Below are 20,901 nucleotides of genomic sequence, written 5' to 3'. Positions count from 1 at the left end.
TTTTCAATCAGACTTCGACGTTCTCGCCTTTTAATCCGCAAAATGCTCCTTCAATCTGTGCATCCTCATGCGCGATCAGCCATTTATTCATCGCTGCAAGAAGTCTGTTTCCTGTTTCGTTTGTTTCTATGGTCATTTTACCAACTTAAAAAGGCATTATCGACCAAATAATTAGCCAAATAATGCCCATTTCTTATCTTTTCTTTCTGAAAGTGAAATATGCCTTAGCATCCTAATTTGGCATACCTCTCTCATCCTATTCCACGCCCCATTATTCCTTCGGTGGCAGGAATCCCTTACTTGTCTTCACGATCACTTTATCAAATACCATGAACATAGACGGTAGTACGAAGATTACGACTACCATACTGATCAGTGCTCCTCTCGCCATCAGGATACACAGGGAACTGATCATATCAATGTTGGAGTAAAGTCCTACACCGATCGTTGCTGCGAAGAAGCTCAACGCACTTACCATGATAGACTGTGCGGATACACGGTGCGCAGTTGTGATGGAATCGTATTTATTCGCGCCATGGTTACGCTCTCTCTTATAACGAGTTGTCATAAGAATTGCATAGTCTACGGTGGATCCAAGCTGAATGGTTCCGATTACGATGGATGCCACGAATGGCAACTTAGTTCCCATGTAGTATGGAATACCCATATTGACGAAAATCGCGAACTCAATAACGCCTACCAGGATGATCGGCAGTGAGATTGACTTGAACAGAAGCATGATGATCACGAAAATAATTCCGATTGATACTGCACTTACTGTCTTGAAATCTTTATCTGTAATGTCGATCAGGTCTGCTGTCAGAGGACCTTCTCCGATCAGCATTCCACCTTCATCATATTTATGAAGAATCGTATTCAGCTCTTTGATCTGGTCATTCAATTCATCTGTAGCTACCTTATATTCTGAGTTCGCCAGTACAAGCTGGTACTTATCATTCTTTAATGATCTTGTCACTGAATCCGGGATCATGCTTGCCGGTACGGACGGCCCGATCAGGGAGTCAAGTCCAAGTGCCCATTTGATTCCGTCCACCTTATCCATCTCATTCAGCATCTTGCCTACGTCCGCTGAATCTGTAGAGCTGTCTACAAGAATCATGTGCGTCGTATTCATGTCGTAATCTTCCTTCAATTTCTCATTTGCAATGATACTCGGAAGATCTTTTGGAAGTGTCTCATCCAGGTTGTAATAAACGCCTGTATGGTTATTTCCGTAGATTGCCGGGAATAACAAAATAATAAAGAGCGCTACATAAATCAGATATCTCTTTGTAACCTTGTCTGAAATTCTTCCGATATCCGGAAGGAATGGTTTATGTTTTGTCTTCTCAATAATCTTGTCACAACACAGGATCATGGATGGAAGGATTGTTACGCAGGCAAGTACACCAAGGATAACACCCTTAACCATAACAACACCGATATCAAGTCCAAGTGTGAATGACATAAAGCACAGTGCGATAAATCCGGCAATTGTTGTGACGGAGCTTCCGATTACAGATGAAAATGTCTGTGAGATTGCATGTGCCATTGCACGATGTTTATCTCCATTGTAACGGATCTGCTGTTCTTCGTAACTGTGCATCAGGAAAATGGAGTAATCCAATGTTACCCCCAGCTGCAGAACTGCTGCCAGTGCCTTTGTAATATAGGAGATCTCTCCCATAAAGTAGTTACTTCCCAGGTTATAGACAATCGCAATTCCAATACTGAGCATGAAGAGGATCGGTACAAAGAACGATTCCATTGTAAGACCAAGTACGATCATCGCCAGCACAACCGCGATCAATACATACAACGGTGTCTCTTTCTCCGCCAGCTCCTTCGTATCTGTAACAACAGCTGACATACCACTTAAAAAGCACTGCTCGCCCGCCAGAGAACGGATCTCGGAGATTGCTTCCATTGTTCCGTCCGAAGATGTTCCTTCATCAAAGAAGATTGCCATCATCGTTCCGGTCTCGGAGTTAAATGCATCATAGACTTTTGTCGGCAGCATGCTCTTCGGCATACTGATATCTGCGATAGAATCATACCAAATAACATCTTTTACATGATCCACCTTTTCGATCTTCTGCTTTAACTTCGATACATCCTTATCTTCCATTCCATCGACTATAAACATCGAAAATGCACCTGTACCGAAATCATTTACCAAAATATCCTGGCCTTTCATCGTCTCGATGTTATCCGGCAGGTAAGTCAATACATCATAATTAATTCTCGTATGCAGATACCCCAATGCAGACGGAATCAACAATAAGATACTGAGAATCAGAATCGGCACTCTGAATTTTACTATCTTTTTTCCAAACTTTACCATCATATCCCTTTCGCTCCCTTCCTTATATCCTTTTTATGACCATTGGTCATTTTAATCTCTTCTTGCACTATACAATAAAAATGACTAACAGTCAATATGTTTTGTACTGTTAGTCATTTTTTCTTTTTATTTATATTCCATTTTCGTAACTGTTCAGAGCCAGCCTCCAAAATGCTACGCATTTTCTTTATATTCACTTGGAAGAATTCCGTATTTTTTTCGAAATGCCCTTGCCATCGCCTTGCTTCCGGAGAAGCCGCTGCGAAGTGCTGTCTCAGTGATATTATATTTTCCGCCCTTCAGGTCTTTCATTGCATATTCCAGACGAATATTCTGCAGATAACTCTTGTATGTGATTCCAGCATACTTCTGAAACATCCTCGACAAGTACGTTGGTGAGTAGCCAAAAATTCTTGCCACTTCTTCCAGACTGAGCTCCTGTGCATAATTCTCTTTCATATAAGCAGTAATCGTCGAAAGCTTGTTCAGATTCTTATTCTTTCTGACAAAAGCATCCTCCACTTCTGTCAGACGATACTCCTTCACCAGCAGATATAGCAGATGATAAAAAATACTGTTCATCTTCATGTCATATCCACACTGCTTTTCGCAATACGTCTTATACAGTTCTTCCAACAATTCCATAAAGCGTGCGTCCTTACATCCCGGTTCATGCGTAAACCAGATAAACTGCTCACCTGTATAATATTTTTCAAAAACTTTCAACGGAATCTGAAGAACAATCGTCTCGTTTGGCAACGGAGAATCTACTTCATGAACCTCATTCGAATTCACAATCATAAATTCTCCCGCTGTCAGATGCCAGGTCTTCTCATCGATCTTAAATTCCAGTTCTCCGTCGCACACTGCAAAAATCTCAATCGACCTGTGCCAATGTTTTTCTCTATGGTAATGTCCTTCTCTGCCTTCAAATAAGAATAGTTTAAAAGGAAATCCAACTTCCGGAACGATCAATTCATGCGCAAACTGCATCTCTTTTATTCACCACACTTTAGGCTTTCGTCCACTTATGTACCGTATCTGTTCCCGGACTACATAATTCCACTGTAGATCCATCATCTGACAGTGTATAGACATATTCCAGTGTTCCACCGGAGATAACCAGATTCAGCCTCAATGTACCGTCTGCATTCTCTGCAACACAATATGTTCCCTTTGTTTCACCGGAGGAACTCTTGATCACAAGCTTTCCGTCCTTCTTTAATTTATATTCATTTCCGCTGTTGTCTGTCCACTTTCCGATCAGCCCCTTCGCACGTTCATCCGTCAGATCCAGAAGGTCTGTATCCGCCTGAAGGAACTTCATATCCTTTCCACCATCCAGGGACTTCAGCACTATGCCATAGCCTGTATCATCTGTCGTAACCGCATACAGTTTACCTTCTTCTTCGCCGTCCATTGTGATCTTGATTGTAATGTTGTTATCCTCATCAAATCCACACTCAAATGTCAGTCCGGCGTCATCCTTAGTTCCTGTTCCATCTTCTTTCAGATCATACACAGTATCTGTTCCAATCACCTTCCACTGCTTTGCCATAACTCTCTTAACAGAATCACTTGGAAGAACCGCGTTGTCTCCCATCTGTTCTTTCATCGTACTGCTTGCTTTGTCCACCTCTTCTGTCGTAGATGCAGCCGGTTCTGTTTTCTTCGTATCGCCGCATCCTGTCATACACAATGTGCTTGCCAGAAGTAATGCTACTACTAATCTTTTCATATTCTCTCTCCAGTCTTGTTACTGTTCACTCCGTGTCAATCAGCGAAGTGATTGACACGGGAGTGAACAGTAACCCAGTCTTTTCTGTCTGATCAGAAAGATAGCATTCCGATCAGGACTTACAGTCTTTAGAGTATCACAAACGCACTGTAAATTCCAGTAAAGTTAATACAATTTCACGGTTATTTCATTTTTAGACACACTCGTTTTCGTTTGTTTTCAACAAACTTTAATGCTTTTGCACTGTTTCACTTTACCTCGACAGCTTGTTTATTTTCTTAACATATGATACACTATTCACAATGTAAAATTATAGGTAACTTGGGAGGAAATAGGTTATGATTATCTCTACAAGAGGGCGTTATGCTCTCCGAGTCATGATTGATCTGTCTCAGCAGGATCCGGACTCTTACACACCGCTGAAAGAGATCGCAGCACGTCAGGAGATTTCTGAAAAGTATTTGGAAAATATTTTAAAATCTCTTGTCACACAAGGATTTATCCTTGGACTTCGCGGAAAGGGCGGCGGCTACCGCCTGACAAAATCTCCGGAAGAATACACTCTCGCTTCCATTCTTCATGCGACAGAAGGAAGTCTTGCGGCAGTAGCATGTCTGGAGGATCATGCACCGGAATGCGCACGTGCTGGTCAGTGTCCGACACGTCCGATCTGGGAAAAGCTGAATAATCTTATTGAAGATTATCTTGGAAGCATTACACTTGCTGACTTTCGCAAACCGATCATTCCATGCAAGATTGAGAAGTAGCATTATTTCAGGGGGAACGAAATAACAGCTGTTTCAAACAATGAAAGTTCAGATCTACATAGAAAAAGATGGCTAAGCATTGAGGGCGTTGCTTATCCATCTTTTTCTGTTTTCTTTTTATTTATTTTTCACTGCTTTTTCAATCCGATCCAACGCTTCCACAAGCGTCGCTCTCTGGCAAGCCACGTTGATCCGCTCAAAACCACTTCCAGGCTCTCCGAAGATTGCTCCTCCGTCCAGCCAGACTTCTGCCTTATCTTCTATCAGTTCTTTTAGTTCCTTGTCTGAAAGCCCTAATGCTCGGAAATCCATCCAGACGAGATAGGTCCCTTCTGTCTTTGTCACCTTGATCTGTGGTAAATGTTCTGCCATCCATGTATGAAGGAAATCAATATTCGACTTCACATACTGTTTCATCGCCTGATACCATTCTTCGCCCTGAGTATATGCAGCGATCAGCGCAAAGATTCCGGGTGCGCCGACCTGACTATACCCGGCTGCAGTTACCTGATGCTGAAATTCCTTGCGAAGGCTTGCATTTGGAATGATAATATTGGAAATCTGAAGTCCAGCAAGATTGAATGTCTTCCCCGGGGAAGTACATGTCACTGTAATGTCTTTATACTCGTCCTTAAGATCTACAAGCACCTGATGCTTCCCTTCAAATACGAAGTCTGCATGAATCTCATCACTTACAATAATCACCTGATGCTTTAGGCAAATGTCTCCCAGACGCTCCACTTCTTCCCTTGTCCATACCCGGCTGACCGGGTTGTGTGGGCTGCAGAATAAGAATAATTTCACACCCTTTTCCACGATCTGGCGTTCAAAATCTTCGAAATCAATCGCATAAGATCCATCTTCCTTACGGATAAGGATATTGGCGGCCACTTTACGGTCATTGCTTTCAATCACTTCCCGGAATGGATAATAGACCGGATCCTGGATCAGAATATAATCCCCAGGTTCTGTATAAGCCTTCACCGCCATTGCCAGTGCAAAGACAATTCCCGGAGTCTTTGTGATCCACTCCTTGTCGATCTTCCATCCGTGACGGCGTTCCATCCAGGAGCTGACCGCATCGTAATACTCCTGATCTGACTCTGTATATCCATAAATTCCATGCTCTGCCTGACGGATCAATGCTTCCTGGACGAAAGATGACGTCTTAAAATCCATATCAGCGACCCACAACGGAAGAATATCTTTCTTTCTCCCTCTTTCTTCTGCAAAATCATACTTCAGACTGTGGGTTCCTCTTCTCTCTACAGGCTGGTCAAAATTCAAATTCTTCTCACTCATTTTTACTCCTTTTATTGAAATGCCTGTTCCAGATCTTTGATCAGATCTTCAGCATTTTCAATTCCAACAGACATTCTAAGGAAATCTTCTGTGATTCCAAGATGTTCTCTTATCTCCACCGGTACATCACCGTGTGTCTGAAGCATTGGATATGTGATCAATGATTCTACACCGCCAAGGCTCTCCGCATAAGAAATCAATTTCACACTTTCAAGAATCTTTCTTGTACGTTCCACCGTATCTACACGGAAAGAAAGCATACTTCCTGCTCCTGTCGCCTGCTTCCGGTTCACCTCGTAACCCGGATGATCTTCCAGACCCGGATAATAAACTTCTGTCACTTCCGGTCTGTTTTTCAGCCAAAGTGCGATCTTTTTCGCATTCTCCTGCTGGCGCTCTAGACGCACTGATAAAGTTTTGATTCCGCGAAGTACAAGGAAACTGTCAAACGGAGACAGACTACAGCCAACTGTCTTATATGTATAACGCAATTTTTCCGACAGCTCTTTTCCTTTGACACAAACAAATCCTGCGAGAACATCATTGTGTCCTCCAAGAAATTTTGTTCCGCTATGTACTACAATATCAGCACCCAACTGTAGCGGTTTCTGGAAATAAGGAGAAAGGAATGTATTATCCGCAAGAATCAGTAACCCGAATTCGTCTGCGAGTTTTCTCATCTCTGCAAAATCTGTGATTCTCATCGTTGGATTGCTTGGTGTTTCAATATAAAGTGCCTTTGTCTCTTTCCGGATGTTCTTTCTCACAAGATCAATGTCTGAAGTATCTACATAAGAAAACTTTAATCCTCGCTTTTCGCCAATGCTTTCAAACATTCGCACAGTTCCGCCGTACAGATCTTCTGTACATAAAATATGATCTCCTTCTCCGAAAAGCTCCAGGCAGATTCCAATTGCCGCCATTCCTGTCGAGCACGCAATACTGTCATCCGCTCCTTCTAAAGAGGACATTACGCTTTCTAATTCATACCGTGTCGGATTGCTCTCACGAGAATAATCATATCCTGTACTTTTCCCGATTCCCGGGTGTGCGAAGGTTGCTGTCTGAAAAATGGGAACGGAGACTGCTCCGTATGGATGTTCCTCTACAAATCCTCCGTCCCCGTGAATACATCGTGTTTCAAATTGATAATTTTCTGCCATGCTGTCTGTCTCTGCTCCTTACGTTTCATTCTATTAAATATAGTACATTCCCTCAACAGAATCCTGATACCCTTCGTATGCATCCACAAGATCCTTAAGCGTCACATCTTCCAGAATCTCCTGAACACAATCATTGATTCGATCAATGATCAGATGCTGAATTGCTTCCTGATCTCCACGTCCCACGTTGTTTCGATCAACTTCATCTTCCAGATCATAAGTTCCTTCCAATGCTTCTACAATCTGCGCAACCGTGATCTCTTTCGGATCTCTCTCCAGAAAATATCCTCCCTGGGAACCTTTCATACTTTTTACAATATGAGCCTTGCGAAGAGCTGAAAATACATGCTCAAGATACTGGGCGGAAATGTCATTTCTCTGTGCGATACTTCCTAATGAGACCAGCTCTGTCCGTGAATTCACCGCCAGATCAATAAGAGCACGCAGTCCATATCTACTTTTCTTTGATAATTTCAAACGCTTCTACTCCTTTCTTCTAAACACTATAGGAGCAGCTTTTACTGCTCCTACTTCTTACAGATTTTTCTGTTTTCTCTGATTCTTATTTACTGAATTGCTTTGAATGCCTCATCCAGATCCTGAATGATATCATCAATATTCTCTGTACCGATGGACAGACGGATTGTGTTTGGCTTGATTCCCTGATCGAGAAGCTCTTCCTCCGTGCACTGGCTGTGTGTTGTTGTTGCCGGGTGGATAACAAGTGATTTCACATCCGCTACATTTGCAAGCAGTGAGAACAGTTCCAGGTTATCAATGAAATCCTGAGCTTTCTTAGAATCACCTTTGATCTCAAATGTGAAGATAGAACCACCGCCGTTCGGGAAATATTTCTTATAAAGTTCCTGCTGCTTCGGATCCGGATCTACAGATGGATGATGTACTCTCTCAACCTGTGGATGATTGTTCAGATACTCAACAACCTTCAGTGCATTTTCCACATGACGCTCTACACGAAGGGAAAGTGTCTCAAGTCCCTGCAGGAAGATAAAGGAACTGATCGGAGAAATTGTTGCTCCTGTATCTCTCAAAAGGATTGCTCTGATCTTTGTAACAAATGCAGCCGGTCCGCAAGCCTTTGTAAAGCTGATGCCGTGATAGCTTGGGTTCGGATCTGTCAGTGACGGGAATTTTCCTGAAGCCTCCCAGTCGAACTTACCGCCCTCGATGATAACTCCACCGATTGTTGTTCCATGTCCACCGATGAACTTTGTAGCAGAGTGAACAACAATGTCAGCACCGTACTCGATTGGTCTTACAAGATAAGGTGTTGCAAATGTATTATCTACAACAAGCGGGATTTTATGCTTATGTGCGATATTTGCGATTGCTTCAATATCAACTACATCTGAGTTCGGGTTACCAAGTGTCTCGATGTAAACAGCTTTTGTGTTCTCCTGGATTGCATTCTCAACTTCTTCCAAATTGAAAATGTCAACAAATGTTGTTGTAATTCCATAATTCGGAAGTGTATGCTCAAGAAGGTTGAAAGATCCTCCATAAATATTCTTTGCAGATACGATGTGATCTCCCTGCTGAGCCAAATTCTCAATTGTATATGTGATTGCTGCTGCTCCGGATGCTACTGCAAGTGCTGCTGTACCTCCTTCAAGTGCTGCAATTCTCTTCTCAAACACATCCTCTGTCGGGTTTGTCAGACGTCCGTAAATATTTCCTGCGTCTTTCAGTCCGAAACGGTCTGCTGCATGCTGGCTGTTGCGGAACACATAAGAAGAAGTCTGGTAGATTGGTACTGCTCTTGCATCTGTCACCGGATCCGGCTGCTCCTGGCCTACGTGAAGCTGTAATGTCTCAAATTTAAATTTTCTGTCTTTTCTCTCTAATTTTGCCATGGGTTTATTCTCCTTTTTCTAATTCCTGTTTTGTATTCTTATTCCGCAACCAGAGCTGTTTGGAAGTTAAAATCTTACTTAATTAATGCCTTGCTGTTGTCTTGATATTCGTGCCTACTCTGTAAAGAGTGGTGTAGAGTAGTATCTGTCTCCGCTATCCGGAAGAAGTGCTACGATTGTCTTGCCCTTGTTCTCCGGTTTCTTTGCATATGCGATCGCTCCGGAAAGTGCTGCTCCTGAAGAAATACCTACCAGGATTCCTTCTGTCTTTGCAAGAAGCTTCGCGGCTGCGAATCCTTCGTCATTGTCTGCTTTGTATATCTCATCATAGATCTTTGTATTAAGGACATCCGGTACGAATCCTGCTCCGATTCCCTGAATCTTGTGCGGTCCGCCCTTTCCTTCTGAAAGTACCGGAGATGCTGCAGGCTCAAGTGCTACAACCTTCACATCCGGTTTCTGGGACTTCAGATATTCACCAACACCTGTCAGTGTTCCACCTGTACCGACACCGGCGATAAAGATATCAACATTTCCATCTGTGTCTTTCCAGATCTCCGGGCCTGTTGTCTCTCTGTGTGCTTTTGAGTTCGCCGGATTAACGAACTGTCCCGGAATAAAGCTGTTCGGGATTTCCTTTGCAAGCTCTTCAGCTTTTGCAATTGCTCCCTTCATTCCCTTTGTACCTTCTGTAAGTACGATCTCTGCTCCATATGCTTTGAGGATATTTCTTCGCTCAACACTCATGGTCTCTGGCATGGTAAGAATTGCTCTGTACCCCTTCGCTGCTGCGATTGATGCAAGTCCGATTCCTGTGTTTCCGGAAGTAGGTTCGATGATAACAGAACCTTCTTTCAGGATTCCTTTCTCTTCTGCATCTTCGATCATTGCCTTCGCAACACGATCTTTCACACTTCCTGCCGGATTAAGATACTCAAGCTTTACAAGAATCGTTGCTTCAAGTCCAAGCTCTTTTTCCAGATTCACAGGTTCAACAAGTGGTGTGTTTCCAATCAGTCCAAGTGTGCCTTTATAAATTGCCGCCATAGTCTATATCCTCACTTTCTTTATTAACCTACTTAGTTGGTGTGTTTTTGATGGTTTGTATTATATACTTATAAAACCCATCTGTCAACTATGTTTTAATATTTTTCTACATTTTTTATTATACAATATCGATCGGAGATGTAAATAATCAAAAAATGCAAAAAAAATCCGCTACTAATAACATATACTGTTTCATTTTCACTGCCCCGAAAAGAGAGGTGTCCTGTATGCGTAAATGTGTTAAAAAGACCGATGCCCCGCCCTCTCAGACGAACCCATCGGTCTTTTCTTCTAATCCTTATATCTTCTGTCGGATTTTATTCCTAGAACTCCGCAATCACAGTCTCACCCTGTACTGCATCCATTCCTGTATGTAACTTCATATCCGGATATTCATCTCCGTTTGTGACAACAAAAATACAGGTTGTCTCATATCCGTGTGCTTTGATCTTCTCCGAATCGAACTGAAGGAGCTTATCTCCTGCATTGACCTTCTGTCCTTCTTTTACGAAGTACTTGAAGCCTTCTCCTTCCATATTTACCGTGTCGATTCCCTCGTGGATCAGAATCTCTGCTCCGTTGGAAAGTGTAAGACCTACTGCGTGTTTGGATCCTTCCATCAGTGCTGAAACTGTTCCTGCACATGGAGCTACGATCACATTGCCTTCCGGCTCGATTCCAAGTCCGTCACCTAACGCCTTGGAAGAGAATACCTCATCCTTTACTTCATCGATTGGGATTACCTTTCCTGACAGATAAGCTGTCAGAACTGGTGTCTTATTCTCTTCTACCGGTGCTTCTTTCTTCTTAAAAAATGAAAACATACTTACTTTCTACCTTTCTTTTTCATAAACATTGTCCATTCGTTGCGATTACGTTCTTATACCAATCGAAGGAATCTTTCTTTTCTCTTGAGAGGTCCCCGGTTCCATCATCAAATTTATTGACGTAGATAAATCCATATCTTTTTGCCATTTCGCCGGTTGATGCAGAGACCAGATCAATGCATCCCCACGGCGTATAACCCATCAGATCCACCCCATCTTCTGTTGCCTCATACATAGCTTCAATATGTCTTCTCAGATAGTCAATTCGGTAACTGTCATGAATCTGTCCATCCTCTGCCTTTTCATCTCTTGCACCAAGTCCATTTTCCACAACCATGATTGGTATTCTATAACGTTCATAAATCTCATTCAAAGAATACCTTAGTCCATCCGGATCAATCTGCCAGCCCCAGTCGGAGGCCTGCAGATACGGATTCTTCGCTCCACCTGCCAGATTGCCTTCCACTGTTGCTTCTCCCTCATGCGTTGTAATACAGGAAGACATATAATAAGAGCAAGTATAAAAATCCACAGTTCCTCTTTTTAATATTTCTTTCTCTTCTTCACTGATTTCCAGACAGATTCCCTGCTCTTTAAAATAACGTTTCATATAAGACGGATACTCTCCCCGGATCTGCACATCTGAACAGAACCAGTTAATCACATGATTGTGTTTCTGCGCAGCCAGCACATCTTCCGGATCACAAGTCAGCGGATACGCCGTCAGAAATACATTCATATCCCCCATTTGAAATTGCGGATAATGCTCATGTGCATATGCAACTACCTTTGCGGAAGCCAATAACTGGTGATGCAGTGCCTCAAACCGAACCTGTGGACTTACCGGTGCGTCTGCAACCGGTCCTTCATATCCTCTCACCGTACTAAGAGACAGGGTTGTACCAAGAGGAGTTACACCTCCATTGATCTCATTAAAGGTAAGCCAGTATTTCACCAGATTCTGATAGCGGTCAAAAACTGTATAACAATATTTTTCAAACAACGCAATGACATTCCGGTCAGCCCATCCGTTATATTTCTCTACCAGTGCATATGGCATCTCATAATGGCTCAAAGTTACCAGTGGTTCAATCCCGTATTTCTTACATTCTTTAAAAACATTTTCATAGAAGACAAGCCCCTTTTCGTTCGGCTCTTCTTCCATTCCTGTTGGATAAATCCGCGTCCAGTTGATCGATGTTCTGAAAACTCTGAATCCCATCTCCGCAAAAAGGGCAATATCCTCTTTGTAATGATGATAAAAATCAATTGCCTCATGACTTGGATAAAATCTGTTTTCTCTTATCTCTGTCGTAATACATTTTGGATTCCGCTTTGTTCCATTCGTACACAGATCCGGAACTGATATTCCCTTTCCATCCACGTTCCAAGCTCCTTCAAACTGGTTTGCTGCACATGCTCCTCCCCACAAAAAATCTTTTCTAAATGCCATATCTGCTCCTTATTTATTCTTGCTTTTTACTTTCTTTAATTGAATATGCTTTTTCTTGTGTCTCTTTTTTATTACTTTCAAAATCAAGCTGATATAGAAATGAGAACATACAATCCAGAATAAAGTGAAATGCGCTGTATACCGCAAAGGTATCAATCTTCTCTTCATAAGATCCCTGTTCCTGGACATCCACCAGAATCACTTCCTGACACATCCTCGCCACTGTACTTTCCGGTGTCACTGTAATACCAACGCAATACCTCTTCTTCTTTTTCAGAAGCTTCAGACTTTCTACCACATCCCTGTTCTCGCCAGATTGCGAAATTATCAGATTTACAGTATGTTCTGACCCTGCCAGTGCATATCCCGGAAGAAAACAGGAACTCATTGTCAGATTTACGATTTTTCCAAAACGTAACATTTTCTGCTGAAATTCCATCGCCACCGTAGCAGATGTTCCAACACTGAAAATATTGATCATATCTGCACGGCTCATCCGACGGACAATTCTCTGAAACTGATTATAATCAAATCCCGACATTGCTTTATTGATCGTGTCATGATTCAGCTTCGCGAGCTTTCTTGCAATCTGCTCAAAAGAATCGCTTCCTGAGAATGGGTAATTCGCATCTACTGCCCCCTGACTTGCATATACCTCATACTCTGAATAAAACAGAATCTGAAACTTTTTATATCCGTCTAATCCAAGTTTCTTACAGAATCTGGTGATTGTTGACGGCGAAGTAAATGTCTCATGTGCTAATGTCTGAATTGACATGTTCTTTACATCAAATCCGTTCTTCATCAGATAATCTGCTATGCTCTTCTCAACCTTTGTGAAGTCTGTCTGTTTCATCAGTTTTTCTATAATCATAATAACTCCCCTTCTCCTGATTTCTTCCGAAAATAAAACCTACATTTATTTTAACAAAGAAGATCTCAGAAAAAAAGGGGAGATGCATTGCCATACTAACTAATTATATTCTTTTACTTTACCGCTCTTTAAGAGGAACGCTGTGATTCCAAATCCAAGTGCGATTGCTACAACAATTCCCACACAATACATCGGGAAGTTGACACATCCAAGCCAGCCACTGAATGCCAGAATTCCGGTAAAGGCAAAGTTCGTTGCTGCCACACCACCGATTCCAAACACGAGTCCCGCTGCTGCACCAGAAAAGACCAATGTTCCAAGAAGCCATTTACTTCGCAGAATAATTCCATAAAGTCCCGGCTCTGTAATACCACAAAGAGCATTTGTAAATGCAGCAGATCCTGCTGTTGCTTTATCTCCACTGTTCTTGGCAAATACTGCAACTGCAAGGCAGATTCCAAGTGCAGCGTAACCGCCCAGTCCACCTGCTGCCAGTGCCGGTTCAAATCCCTGCTCTGCCATAACTCCAAGAAGGATTGGTGTTACTGCCCAGTGCATACCAAGAAGAATTACCAGTGAGAATAAGCCACCAAACACAATGCCTACAAGAATTCTATTTGCACTTATGACACCATAAACAGCATTGATGCCATTTGCAATAAATCCGCCTGCCGGTCCAAACACAAGAATGCTGAGTGGAACGAATACGATCAGGCACAGGAACGGAACAAGAATAAACTGTGTCACCTGTGGCAGAATCTTTTTCAACCATTTTTCAAAATAACTCATGCAGAATACTGCAAGCAGGATCGGGATAAATGATCCACTGAAATTATATGCTGTAAACTTAATACCAAGCAGTGATGCTTTTTCACCTGTTACAAGAAGATCTGCAACTCCCGGGTACATGATGGATGCTCCAAGTGTCACCGCTACATAAGGATTACATTTAAAATGCTTTCCTGCTGTAAATGCAAGCAGAATCGGGAAGAAATAGATCAGTGAGTAAAAAATTGCATAAAATGTCTGGTAAGTAAGACTTGCACTGTCCACTACTCCAAGATTGGCAAGCAGTCCGATCAGACCGGATGCAATACCACCTGTTGCAAGGATTGGAATATATGGTGCATAAACGTCAGACATCATTTTGGAAAATCTGTCCAGCAGCCCTGCCTTCTTTTCAGATTCATTTCCTGCATCCTGCTTTGTCTCTTTTGCTATGTTCTTCAGTTCCGGTGTCTCCATAAGCTGCGCGTAAACATCATTTACCTGTGGTCCGATCAGAACCTGATAATAACCGGAACTTACAAGCGCTCCAAGTACCCCTTGGGTTTCTTTCAATGCTTTCTGATCAAACTTTGTTCCGTCTTTCAATGTAAAACGAAGTCTTGTTGCACAGTGGATGCAGTTTTCAATGTTTTCTGCCCCACCAACTCCGGCGATCACTGACTGGATTAATTCTGAATAATCTTTCATTTGTGTTCCCCTTTCTTTTTCTCTTTTCCTTCTTCTAAATATTTAATGCTGCTGTATATCCCTCAAAATTAGCATTCATAATATTAGACGGGCTGACACAGTCCCCAATTGCTACTGTATCCCTGCAGATTCCATAAAAGGATTCTACAAGCTGTCTCTGTGCCACAAGTCCTGTTGAGAGGATCAACTGGTCATATGGAAGCTGCTTTTCTTCCCCAGATTCATTTTTATAGATGACAACATCCTCTTCAATCCTGCTGCATCCACATTTTAACAAACTGTGAAGATTTTCATGCAGTAAAAATTTCTGTCTCAACGCTTCTCTGTACAGAGAATTTGCATTCGCAGCAAGCGTATCTGTTAATTCAAGAATTGTAACATTCTTCCCATTTTCTGCAAGTTCAAGTCCGATTTCACATCCAATACTTCCACCGCCCAGAATTACAATATTCTGACCAAGCTGCTCCGGATGTGCGATTGCTTTTGTCGCAAGCTGTACTTTTTCACCTTCCACACCTGGGATTGGAAGAATTCTCTCCACTGCCCCAAATGCAATAAGAAGTGAATCCGGCTGCAATTCTTTTACCAGTTCCGGATCTGCTTCCGTATTCAGAAGGACTTCTATTTCTCTTTTGAAAATCTGTGTCAGATAATAATCTAACAGTCTCTGAACTTCCTCTTTATGTGCTTCTTTTGAAATAAACCGGAGCATTCCTCCCAATTCTTTCTGTTTCTCAATGATTGTTACTTTATGTCCCCGGTCACTTGCTGTAATTGCAGCTTTCATTCCCGCCGGACCACCTCCAAGAATTACAACATGTTTTTTTGTCTCCGCCTTTGGAAGATTGATTTCAGACGGAACAAATTCCTGATGGTGATACCGCGGATTTACAGAACAGCCTACATTCCAGTGATCCGAAGAAATATGATAACAGTTCGAGCATCTGAGACACGGAACAATATCTTCCGGATGTCCTTCCATTGCTTTCTTCGGCCAGTATGGATCCGCAAGAAGCGTTCTTCCAAAAGCCACCATATCTACATAACCTTTGGAAATGATTTCATCTGCCATGGCAGGTGTCATCACCGCACTGACAACAGACACCGGAATCTGTAACTCAGCCTTTGCCTGTTTTGCCCATTTCAGATTCGGCATTTCTTCTTCAAGATTTGTTGTAATACAATGGACATTTGCCTCAAAAATCTTGTCAATACCAGAAGAAATCTGAACCGTATCAATATAAGGTTCCGCTTTCTTTAAAAAGTACATTACATCCTCAAAGCTTATAGAATCTTCAATCCATTCATATGCACTGATTCTGATATCGATTGGATAATTGTTCCCTACTGCTTTTCTCACTGTCTCCAGAATCCGAAGTGGGAAACGACTTCTGTTTTCAATACTCCCCCCATAAATATCTGTGCGATGATTATAATGTGGGGAAAGAAACTGTGCCGGCAGCCATCCATGTCCAAAATGAAGAAAAATCGAATCAAATCCTATCTTCTTCGCACTTGCTGCTGTTTCTGCATACCAGCGGAGCGTCTCCTCCATCATTTCTTCATCCATCTCTTTTACTTCAACCCCATCCGGACGGATCAGTGCAGATGGTCCCTTTGCATAATCCACAGTTCTGGCATCCTGACCTGCATGAAATATTTCAACGGAGGCCTTTGCCCCACCTCTGTGAATCTTAAGCACTTTTTTCCTTGTCTCTTCTCTTTCGTATTTAGCAAACGGGTATGGCTCTTCCGGACTTGCGAAACTGGATCTTCCAGGTTCCACGATTGCATGTCCTGCAATCACAAGTGCCGCCCCACCCATTGCCTTTTCTTCGAAATCATCACCTGTCGGTGTTGCTATGATCCTGTTCTTCAGAATCATTCCATTCACAGAAATCGGTTTAAATAAATGATCAAACACTTCTCTTCTCCTTTCCTTGTCTCTTTTGGAATACACTCATCTTAAAGCACTCTTCTGTGATACACAACCTGTCAGAAAAGGATAGAAAATAATTTTCACAAACTCTCTTATTTTCATATCTATTTATGAAATTTATTCACTTTTTTCTGCTATTCATTGATAAAATCATGATTTTACACAAAAGAAAGTCAGGTACTCTGAATTTGAATCCTGAATTCAGAATACCTGACTTTTTCTTCAATTTTCCAAAAGCCAATCTATTACATTAATTACTTTTATACCATCATAATTTCCAAGCGAAAATTGATCCAGTGTTAAAACAATTTTTTCATAATTGTCTTTAATCTCCTGTAATGGTCTCATTTCTCTTTCAAAAGTTTCTTCTGCTGTCATATCTGCCGTCACCTGATAATAAACGATTACCCCTTGTTTTTGAGCAACAAAATCTACTTCTGTAGCGCCATATTTACCTATATTCACCTTATTCCCACGGCGCAATAATTCAAAAAAAACAATATTTTCAATAGAAAATCCAAGATCATAACGCTTTCTTGGCAAAATGTGATTGCGAAGCCCCAAATCAACCATATACAACTTCTTATTAACTTTTAACAGCTGTTTTCCTACTATATCAAATCTATCTACTGAATAAAATATAAATGATTCTGTCAACGCATCTACATAATCACTCACCGTATTCGCAGATACTTTTCTACCTGATGAAATCAAATAATTTGTAATACTTTTTATAGAAATTGGGCTTCCGATCACACTTGCCAGATATCGCGCAATTGTCTTCAACAATGTAATGTCTGTGATTTTTCGCTTGCCACAATTCATCTCTTTTCTTGACTGACGATCTTCAATATCTCTTACAATCACCGTATTATAAATACCTTCCAGATAGATCTCCACTTTTTCATCTGTTCTGTCCATCACTGCAATGTAGGGAAATCCACCGGTTTTCATATATTCTGAAAATGCCTGTTCTTTTAGAATTCCTGTAATTTCAACATATTCTTTAAAGGAGAGCGGTAACATAGAAATTTCAACATATCTTCCTGTTAATAGTGTAGCCAAATCCCCTGAAAGCATATATGCATTAGAACCTGTAATATAAATATCAATATTTTCTTTTACATGAAGACTATCTACCACTTTTTCAAAGGATGTTACCTTCTGAATCTCATCCAGAAAAATATAAGTCATCTTGTCTTCGCAAAGTCGTTCTTTAATATATTGATATAATGACTTGTAGTCCAACAATGGCTCATTTTCTAATTCTTCAAAATTAATTGATATAATTTGTTCTTCTGTAACCCCAGCTGATTTTAGTTTATTCTGATATTGTTTTAATAATGTTGATTTTCCACAGCGCCTGATTCCAGTTACAACCTTGATCACCTGCTCGTCTTTCCATGACCATAGCTTTTGTAAATATTCCTTACGTTCGACCATACAGCGTCCCTCCCTTTTTCCAAGTATAGCATACTATATGCTCTTTTTCAAAAAATATTCCCATTTCGGAGTTTATTTTTTTATTCTCAAAAAAAGATTCCTATTTGGGAATCTTTTTCTATGTCGTCTCTCGCTCAATCAACTTCGTTCCAAACACCATATGCTGCACGCTTGGTTTCTCATCATCCGCCGCTTCAATATCTTCTAATATCATATCCGCTGCCCTCTGTCCCATCTCACGACCCGGCAGCTCCATGGAAGTCATCGCTGTCTCAAGCATTCCTCCGATTGCATGACCGGTAAGGCTGATGACCTTGACTTCCTTCGGCACTTTCTTTCCGCTCTCTTTCAGTGCCCGGAGTACTCCGATTCCCTGCATATCCGCAGCAACCATGATTCCATCTACTTCATCAAATGCCTCTTTGAGCCGCTCCACACCTTTATAACCATCTTTGAAATAATTTCCGCGCGGCAATCCGGACTCTACCTGATATTCCTTCAGGCCAAGTTCTTTCATTGCCTTGTGGTATCCTCTGTAACGTTCCGCATACGGGGTAAACTCTGTTGATCCATTGATAAAACCAATCTTTGTACACCCCTTCTTATAAAGATACTTTGCCGCTTCATATCCGCAAGAGAAACAGTCGGCTTCTACCGAACTGAATTTCCTGTCCTGATTTCTAACAAGTTGGACAACTGCCACTCCATTTGCCTTGATATCACGGATCAGTCTTGTGTTCTGTCCGGTCGATGCGATCAGGATTCCGTCTACCAGTCCATTACGAAGACGGTTCAGACATTCTGCTTCAATATCCGGATCATCCTTCGTCAAACAGATCATCAGACTGTAACCTCTATTGCCTGCCTGCATCTCGATCCCCTGGACGATCTCACCAAAAATTGAAAGATTTACAGATGGTACAACTACTCCAAGCGTCCGTCTCTTCCCCTGTTTCAAACCTTTCGCCAGCAGATTTGGGCGATAGCTTAACTGCTCTACCGCTTTAAATATTTTCTTTTTCGTATCCGGATGAACATACGACGTGTTGTTCAATGCTCTGGATACCGTACTCACATCTACGTTCGCAAGCTTTGCAACATCCTTTAATGTAGCCATAACATCTCTTCCTCCTGTGCATCTGTTCTGTTCGTGCAATTAATTTACGCTCTTTCTATTATAACATGCCACAAAAGCCTGGCAACCATCTCATCATGATAATCACCAGACTTTTCATTCTTATCTATAAGACCGTAGAAGCGGACACATACTTCCTGATCTTTATGAAAATGAAGCAATCAGCTTCGGAATATAATTTGCAAGTGCAGAGACTGTCATTGCTAATGTAAAGAGATAACTGACTGTCATAAGAACCTGCAGTACTCTTGGTGCCTTCAATCCAGCCTGAACTTCTTTCTTCCAGAACATCAATGTGATGAAAAGACCTGCAACCGGAGTTGCGATTGATGTTGCGATGTTAGCAATGAAGATCAGCTGTGTCGGAGAACCGTCGTAGATGAAGCAGACTACACATGCAAATGCAAGTGTGATCATACATCCCCAGCGGATCAGCTTGGACTCAAGTGCAACGTCTTTGTCGAATCCTGCACTTAAAAGTACCATACCTCTCTGCGTATTACCGAGAAGTGAAGAGAATCCTGCTCCGAGAAGTGCAACTCCCATTACAATGTTAGAAGCTTTTCCAAGGAAAGGAACAAGAAGCGCTGCCAACTGTGCCGGTGCTTTAATCTGAATTCCCTGTGGATTCAGAACGATTGCTCCAACCAGCATGATTGCTCCGGAAATCAGGATAACTGATACAATATGTGCGATTGCATCCCATTTCATTGCTCCGTTAAATAAATCCTCTTTTTTCCACTTTTTCTCAGCACCGAGATATGTTCCATAGATTCCTGCTGTCACAGCTGCATTTGTACTGATATAAGCAAGTGCTGTTGTAAGACTTCCTTCCGGTACACTCCAGTGTGTTAATCCATGTCCCATTGCACCCCAGTCAGGTCCGCCGGTTGCAACCAGTGTTGCATAGAAAGCAAATATCATAGCAATGATACAAACTAAAATTCCTTTTTCTACTTTTGAATAAACACCTTTTGAAAAGTAAAGCACTGTAAGTACTGCCAACATGATCAGTGCTCCTAATTTCCAGTTGATTCCAAATACAAGGTTCATACCTGCACCTGTTCCGGAAATATTTCCAAGTGTAAAGAACAGGCAGGATAAGAATAATGCAACACCACAGAATCCAGATGCAACTTTTCCATAATAATGTCTGATCGCATGTAAGATTGGCATTCCTGTCAACATAGAAATACGGTAGGATGTCAGCATGAATGTAACACCCATGATCAGGATCGGTATAATCAGCCAGATCAGGCTGTATCCATAATTCGCACCAATCATTGCAGATGTTGTAATATTACCAGGTCCGATTACTACTCCGGTAAGGACAATTCCAGGACCTACACGTTTTAAAATTTCTTTTGCAGAAAGCTTGTTGACTTTTGATGGATCAAATCCATCTATCCCCAGATTTTTGTTATTTTCTGTCATGGCTCCTCCGTTCTAAGAGTGATGTCTGAAACATGATTTTTTCGTATATATTTCAGACACCACATCTATAGTTATATCATAATTT

Annotated in this window: 17 protein-coding genes and 1 pseudogene; 1 reads left to right on the top strand and 17 read right to left on the bottom strand. The window is 41.6% G+C overall.

Going from position 1 to position 20,901, the window contains the following annotated elements; translation table 11 throughout:
• Positions 1-7: 7 nt before the first annotated feature.
• The 4 genes and pseudogenes from LI126_RS10215 to LI126_RS10200 all read right to left on the bottom strand — a co-directional run.
• Positions 8-136: pseudogene (locus LI126_RS10215) on the bottom strand (DUF4867 family protein); the annotation flags it as partial.
• A 135-nt stretch (positions 137-271) separates the two neighbouring features.
• Positions 272-2,344 (bottom strand): efflux RND transporter permease subunit, encoded by a 2,073-nt coding sequence (locus LI126_RS10210; RefSeq protein ID WP_227165315.1) that lies wholly within the window; start codon positions 2,342-2,344, stop codon positions 272-274.
• A 174-nt stretch (positions 2,345-2,518) separates the two neighbouring features.
• Positions 2,519-3,337, bottom strand: coding sequence for an AraC family transcriptional regulator (locus LI126_RS10205; protein ID WP_227165311.1), 819 nt, complete (start codon positions 3,335-3,337; stop codon positions 2,519-2,521).
• A gap of 19 nt (positions 3,338-3,356) precedes the next feature.
• A complete protein-coding gene (locus tag LI126_RS10200) occupies positions 3,357-4,082 on the bottom strand; it encodes a hypothetical protein (RefSeq protein WP_227165310.1) in 726 nt (241 codons plus the stop codon).
• 338 nt (positions 4,083-4,420) lie between these two features.
• Here LI126_RS10200 and LI126_RS10195 point away from each other — a divergent pair, with 338 nt between their 5' ends.
• Positions 4,421-4,849: an RrF2 family transcriptional regulator gene (locus LI126_RS10195; protein ID WP_117540402.1), complete on the top strand. Its 429-nt coding sequence runs from the start codon at positions 4,421-4,423 to the stop codon at positions 4,847-4,849.
• Positions 4,850-4,966: 117 nt separating this feature from the next.
• On the opposite strand, the gene LI126_RS10190 is transcribed toward LI126_RS10195, so the two are convergent.
• The 13 genes from LI126_RS10190 to LI126_RS10130 all read right to left on the bottom strand — a co-directional run bounded on the left by LI126_RS10190 (position 4,967) and on the right by LI126_RS10130 (position 20,816).
• Complete coding sequence (locus tag LI126_RS10190; RefSeq protein ID WP_055165842.1) at positions 4,967-6,151, bottom strand: MalY/PatB family protein; 1,185 nt, start codon at positions 6,149-6,151, stop codon at positions 4,967-4,969.
• A gap of 11 nt (positions 6,152-6,162) precedes the next feature.
• Entirely contained in the window at positions 6,163-7,314 is a 1,152-nt protein-coding gene (locus tag LI126_RS10185) for a trans-sulfuration enzyme family protein (RefSeq protein WP_227165309.1), read from the bottom strand.
• A 33-nt stretch (positions 7,315-7,347) separates the two neighbouring features.
• A complete protein-coding gene (locus LI126_RS10180; protein WP_020437112.1) occupies positions 7,348-7,791 on the bottom strand; it encodes an RrF2 family transcriptional regulator in 444 nt (147 codons plus the stop codon).
• Positions 7,792-7,880: 89 nt separating this feature from the next.
• Positions 7,881-9,188, bottom strand: a complete 1,308-nt coding sequence (locus LI126_RS10175) for an O-acetylhomoserine aminocarboxypropyltransferase/cysteine synthase family protein (RefSeq protein WP_015530089.1) — start codon at positions 9,186-9,188, stop codon at positions 7,881-7,883.
• 114 nt (positions 9,189-9,302) lie between these two features.
• The gene (gene cysK, locus LI126_RS10170; protein ID WP_015530088.1) at positions 9,303-10,235 is read right to left on the bottom strand and encodes a cysteine synthase A; all 933 of its coding nucleotides are present in this window, start codon (positions 10,233-10,235) and stop codon (positions 9,303-9,305) included.
• Between the two features lie 323 nt (positions 10,236-10,558).
• The gene (locus LI126_RS10165) at positions 10,559-11,059 is read right to left on the bottom strand and encodes a PTS sugar transporter subunit IIA (protein ID WP_020437113.1); all 501 of its coding nucleotides are present in this window, start codon (positions 11,057-11,059) and stop codon (positions 10,559-10,561) included.
• Between the two features lie 22 nt (positions 11,060-11,081).
• On the bottom strand, positions 11,082-12,515 hold the full coding sequence (locus LI126_RS10160) for a glycoside hydrolase family 1 protein (RefSeq protein WP_020437114.1): 1,434 nt from the start codon (positions 12,513-12,515) through the stop codon (positions 11,082-11,084).
• Positions 12,516-12,528: 13 nt separating this feature from the next.
• Positions 12,529-13,389, bottom strand: a complete 861-nt coding sequence (locus LI126_RS10155; RefSeq protein WP_020437115.1) for a MurR/RpiR family transcriptional regulator — start codon at positions 13,387-13,389, stop codon at positions 12,529-12,531.
• A 99-nt stretch (positions 13,390-13,488) separates the two neighbouring features.
• Positions 13,489-14,865, bottom strand: a complete 1,377-nt coding sequence (locus LI126_RS10150; RefSeq protein WP_227165308.1) for a PTS transporter subunit EIIC — start codon at positions 14,863-14,865, stop codon at positions 13,489-13,491.
• A gap of 34 nt (positions 14,866-14,899) precedes the next feature.
• Positions 14,900-16,789, bottom strand: coding sequence for an oxidoreductase (locus tag LI126_RS15790; protein ID WP_020437117.1), 1,890 nt, complete (start codon positions 16,787-16,789; stop codon positions 14,900-14,902).
• 237 nt (positions 16,790-17,026) lie between these two features.
• Complete coding sequence (locus LI126_RS10140; RefSeq protein ID WP_020437118.1) at positions 17,027-18,247, bottom strand: ATP-binding protein; 1,221 nt, start codon at positions 18,245-18,247, stop codon at positions 17,027-17,029.
• 118 nt (positions 18,248-18,365) lie between these two features.
• Entirely contained in the window at positions 18,366-19,364 is a 999-nt protein-coding gene (locus LI126_RS10135; RefSeq protein WP_020437119.1) for a LacI family DNA-binding transcriptional regulator, read from the bottom strand.
• A gap of 162 nt (positions 19,365-19,526) precedes the next feature.
• Positions 19,527-20,816 carry an Nramp family divalent metal transporter gene (locus tag LI126_RS10130; RefSeq protein WP_020437120.1) on the bottom strand — a complete coding sequence of 430 codons (1,290 nt, stop codon included), beginning with the start codon at positions 20,814-20,816 and terminating at the stop codon, positions 19,527-19,529.
• Between the last annotated feature and the right edge of the window lie 85 nt (positions 20,817-20,901).

This window comes from Mediterraneibacter sp. 210702-DFI.5.30 (assembly GCF_020560115.1).
In the GTDB taxonomy this organism is placed as follows: Bacteria; Bacillota; Clostridia; order Lachnospirales; family Lachnospiraceae; genus Mediterraneibacter; species Mediterraneibacter faecis.
This window is presented reverse-complemented; position numbering and strand designations above follow the sequence as displayed.

Coding starts and splice junctions, on each gene's coding strand:
- LI126_RS10210 (WP_227165315.1), bottom strand. CDS start 2,344: ATGGTAAAGTTTGGAAAAAAGATAGTAAAATTCAGAGTGCCGATTCTG.
- LI126_RS10205 (WP_227165311.1), bottom strand. CDS start 3,337: ATGCAGTTTGCGCATGAATTGATCGTTCCGGAAGTTGGATTTCCTTTT.
- LI126_RS10200 (WP_227165310.1), bottom strand. CDS start 4,082: ATGAAAAGATTAGTAGTAGCATTACTTCTGGCAAGCACATTGTGTATG.
- LI126_RS10195 (WP_117540402.1), top strand. CDS start 4,421: ATGATTATCTCTACAAGAGGGCGTTATGCTCTCCGAGTCATGATTGAT.
- LI126_RS10190 (WP_055165842.1), bottom strand. CDS start 6,151: ATGAGTGAGAAGAATTTGAATTTTGACCAGCCTGTAGAGAGAAGAGGA.
- LI126_RS10185 (WP_227165309.1), bottom strand. CDS start 7,314: ATGGCAGAAAATTATCAATTTGAAACACGATGTATTCACGGGGACGGA.
- LI126_RS10175 (WP_015530089.1), bottom strand. CDS start 9,188: ATGGCAAAATTAGAGAGAAAAGACAGAAAATTTAAATTTGAGACATTA.
- cysK (WP_015530088.1), bottom strand. CDS start 10,235: ATGGCGGCAATTTATAAAGGCACACTTGGACTGATTGGAAACACACCA.
- LI126_RS10165 (WP_020437113.1), bottom strand. CDS start 11,059: ATGTTTTCATTTTTTAAGAAGAAAGAAGCACCGGTAGAAGAGAATAAG.
- LI126_RS10160 (WP_020437114.1), bottom strand. CDS start 12,515: ATGGCATTTAGAAAAGATTTTTTGTGGGGAGGAGCATGTGCAGCAAAC.
- LI126_RS10155 (WP_020437115.1), bottom strand. CDS start 13,389: ATGATTATAGAAAAACTGATGAAACAGACAGACTTCACAAAGGTTGAG.
- LI126_RS10150 (WP_227165308.1), bottom strand. CDS start 14,865: ATGAAAGATTATTCAGAATTAATCCAGTCAGTGATCGCCGGAGTTGGT.
- LI126_RS10140 (WP_020437118.1), bottom strand. CDS start 18,247: ATGGTCGAACGTAAGGAATATTTACAAAAGCTATGGTCATGGAAAGAC.
- LI126_RS10135 (WP_020437119.1), bottom strand. CDS start 19,364: ATGGCTACATTAAAGGATGTTGCAAAGCTTGCGAACGTAGATGTGAGT.
- LI126_RS10130 (WP_020437120.1), bottom strand. CDS start 20,816: ATGACAGAAAATAACAAAAATCTGGGGATAGATGGATTTGATCCATCA.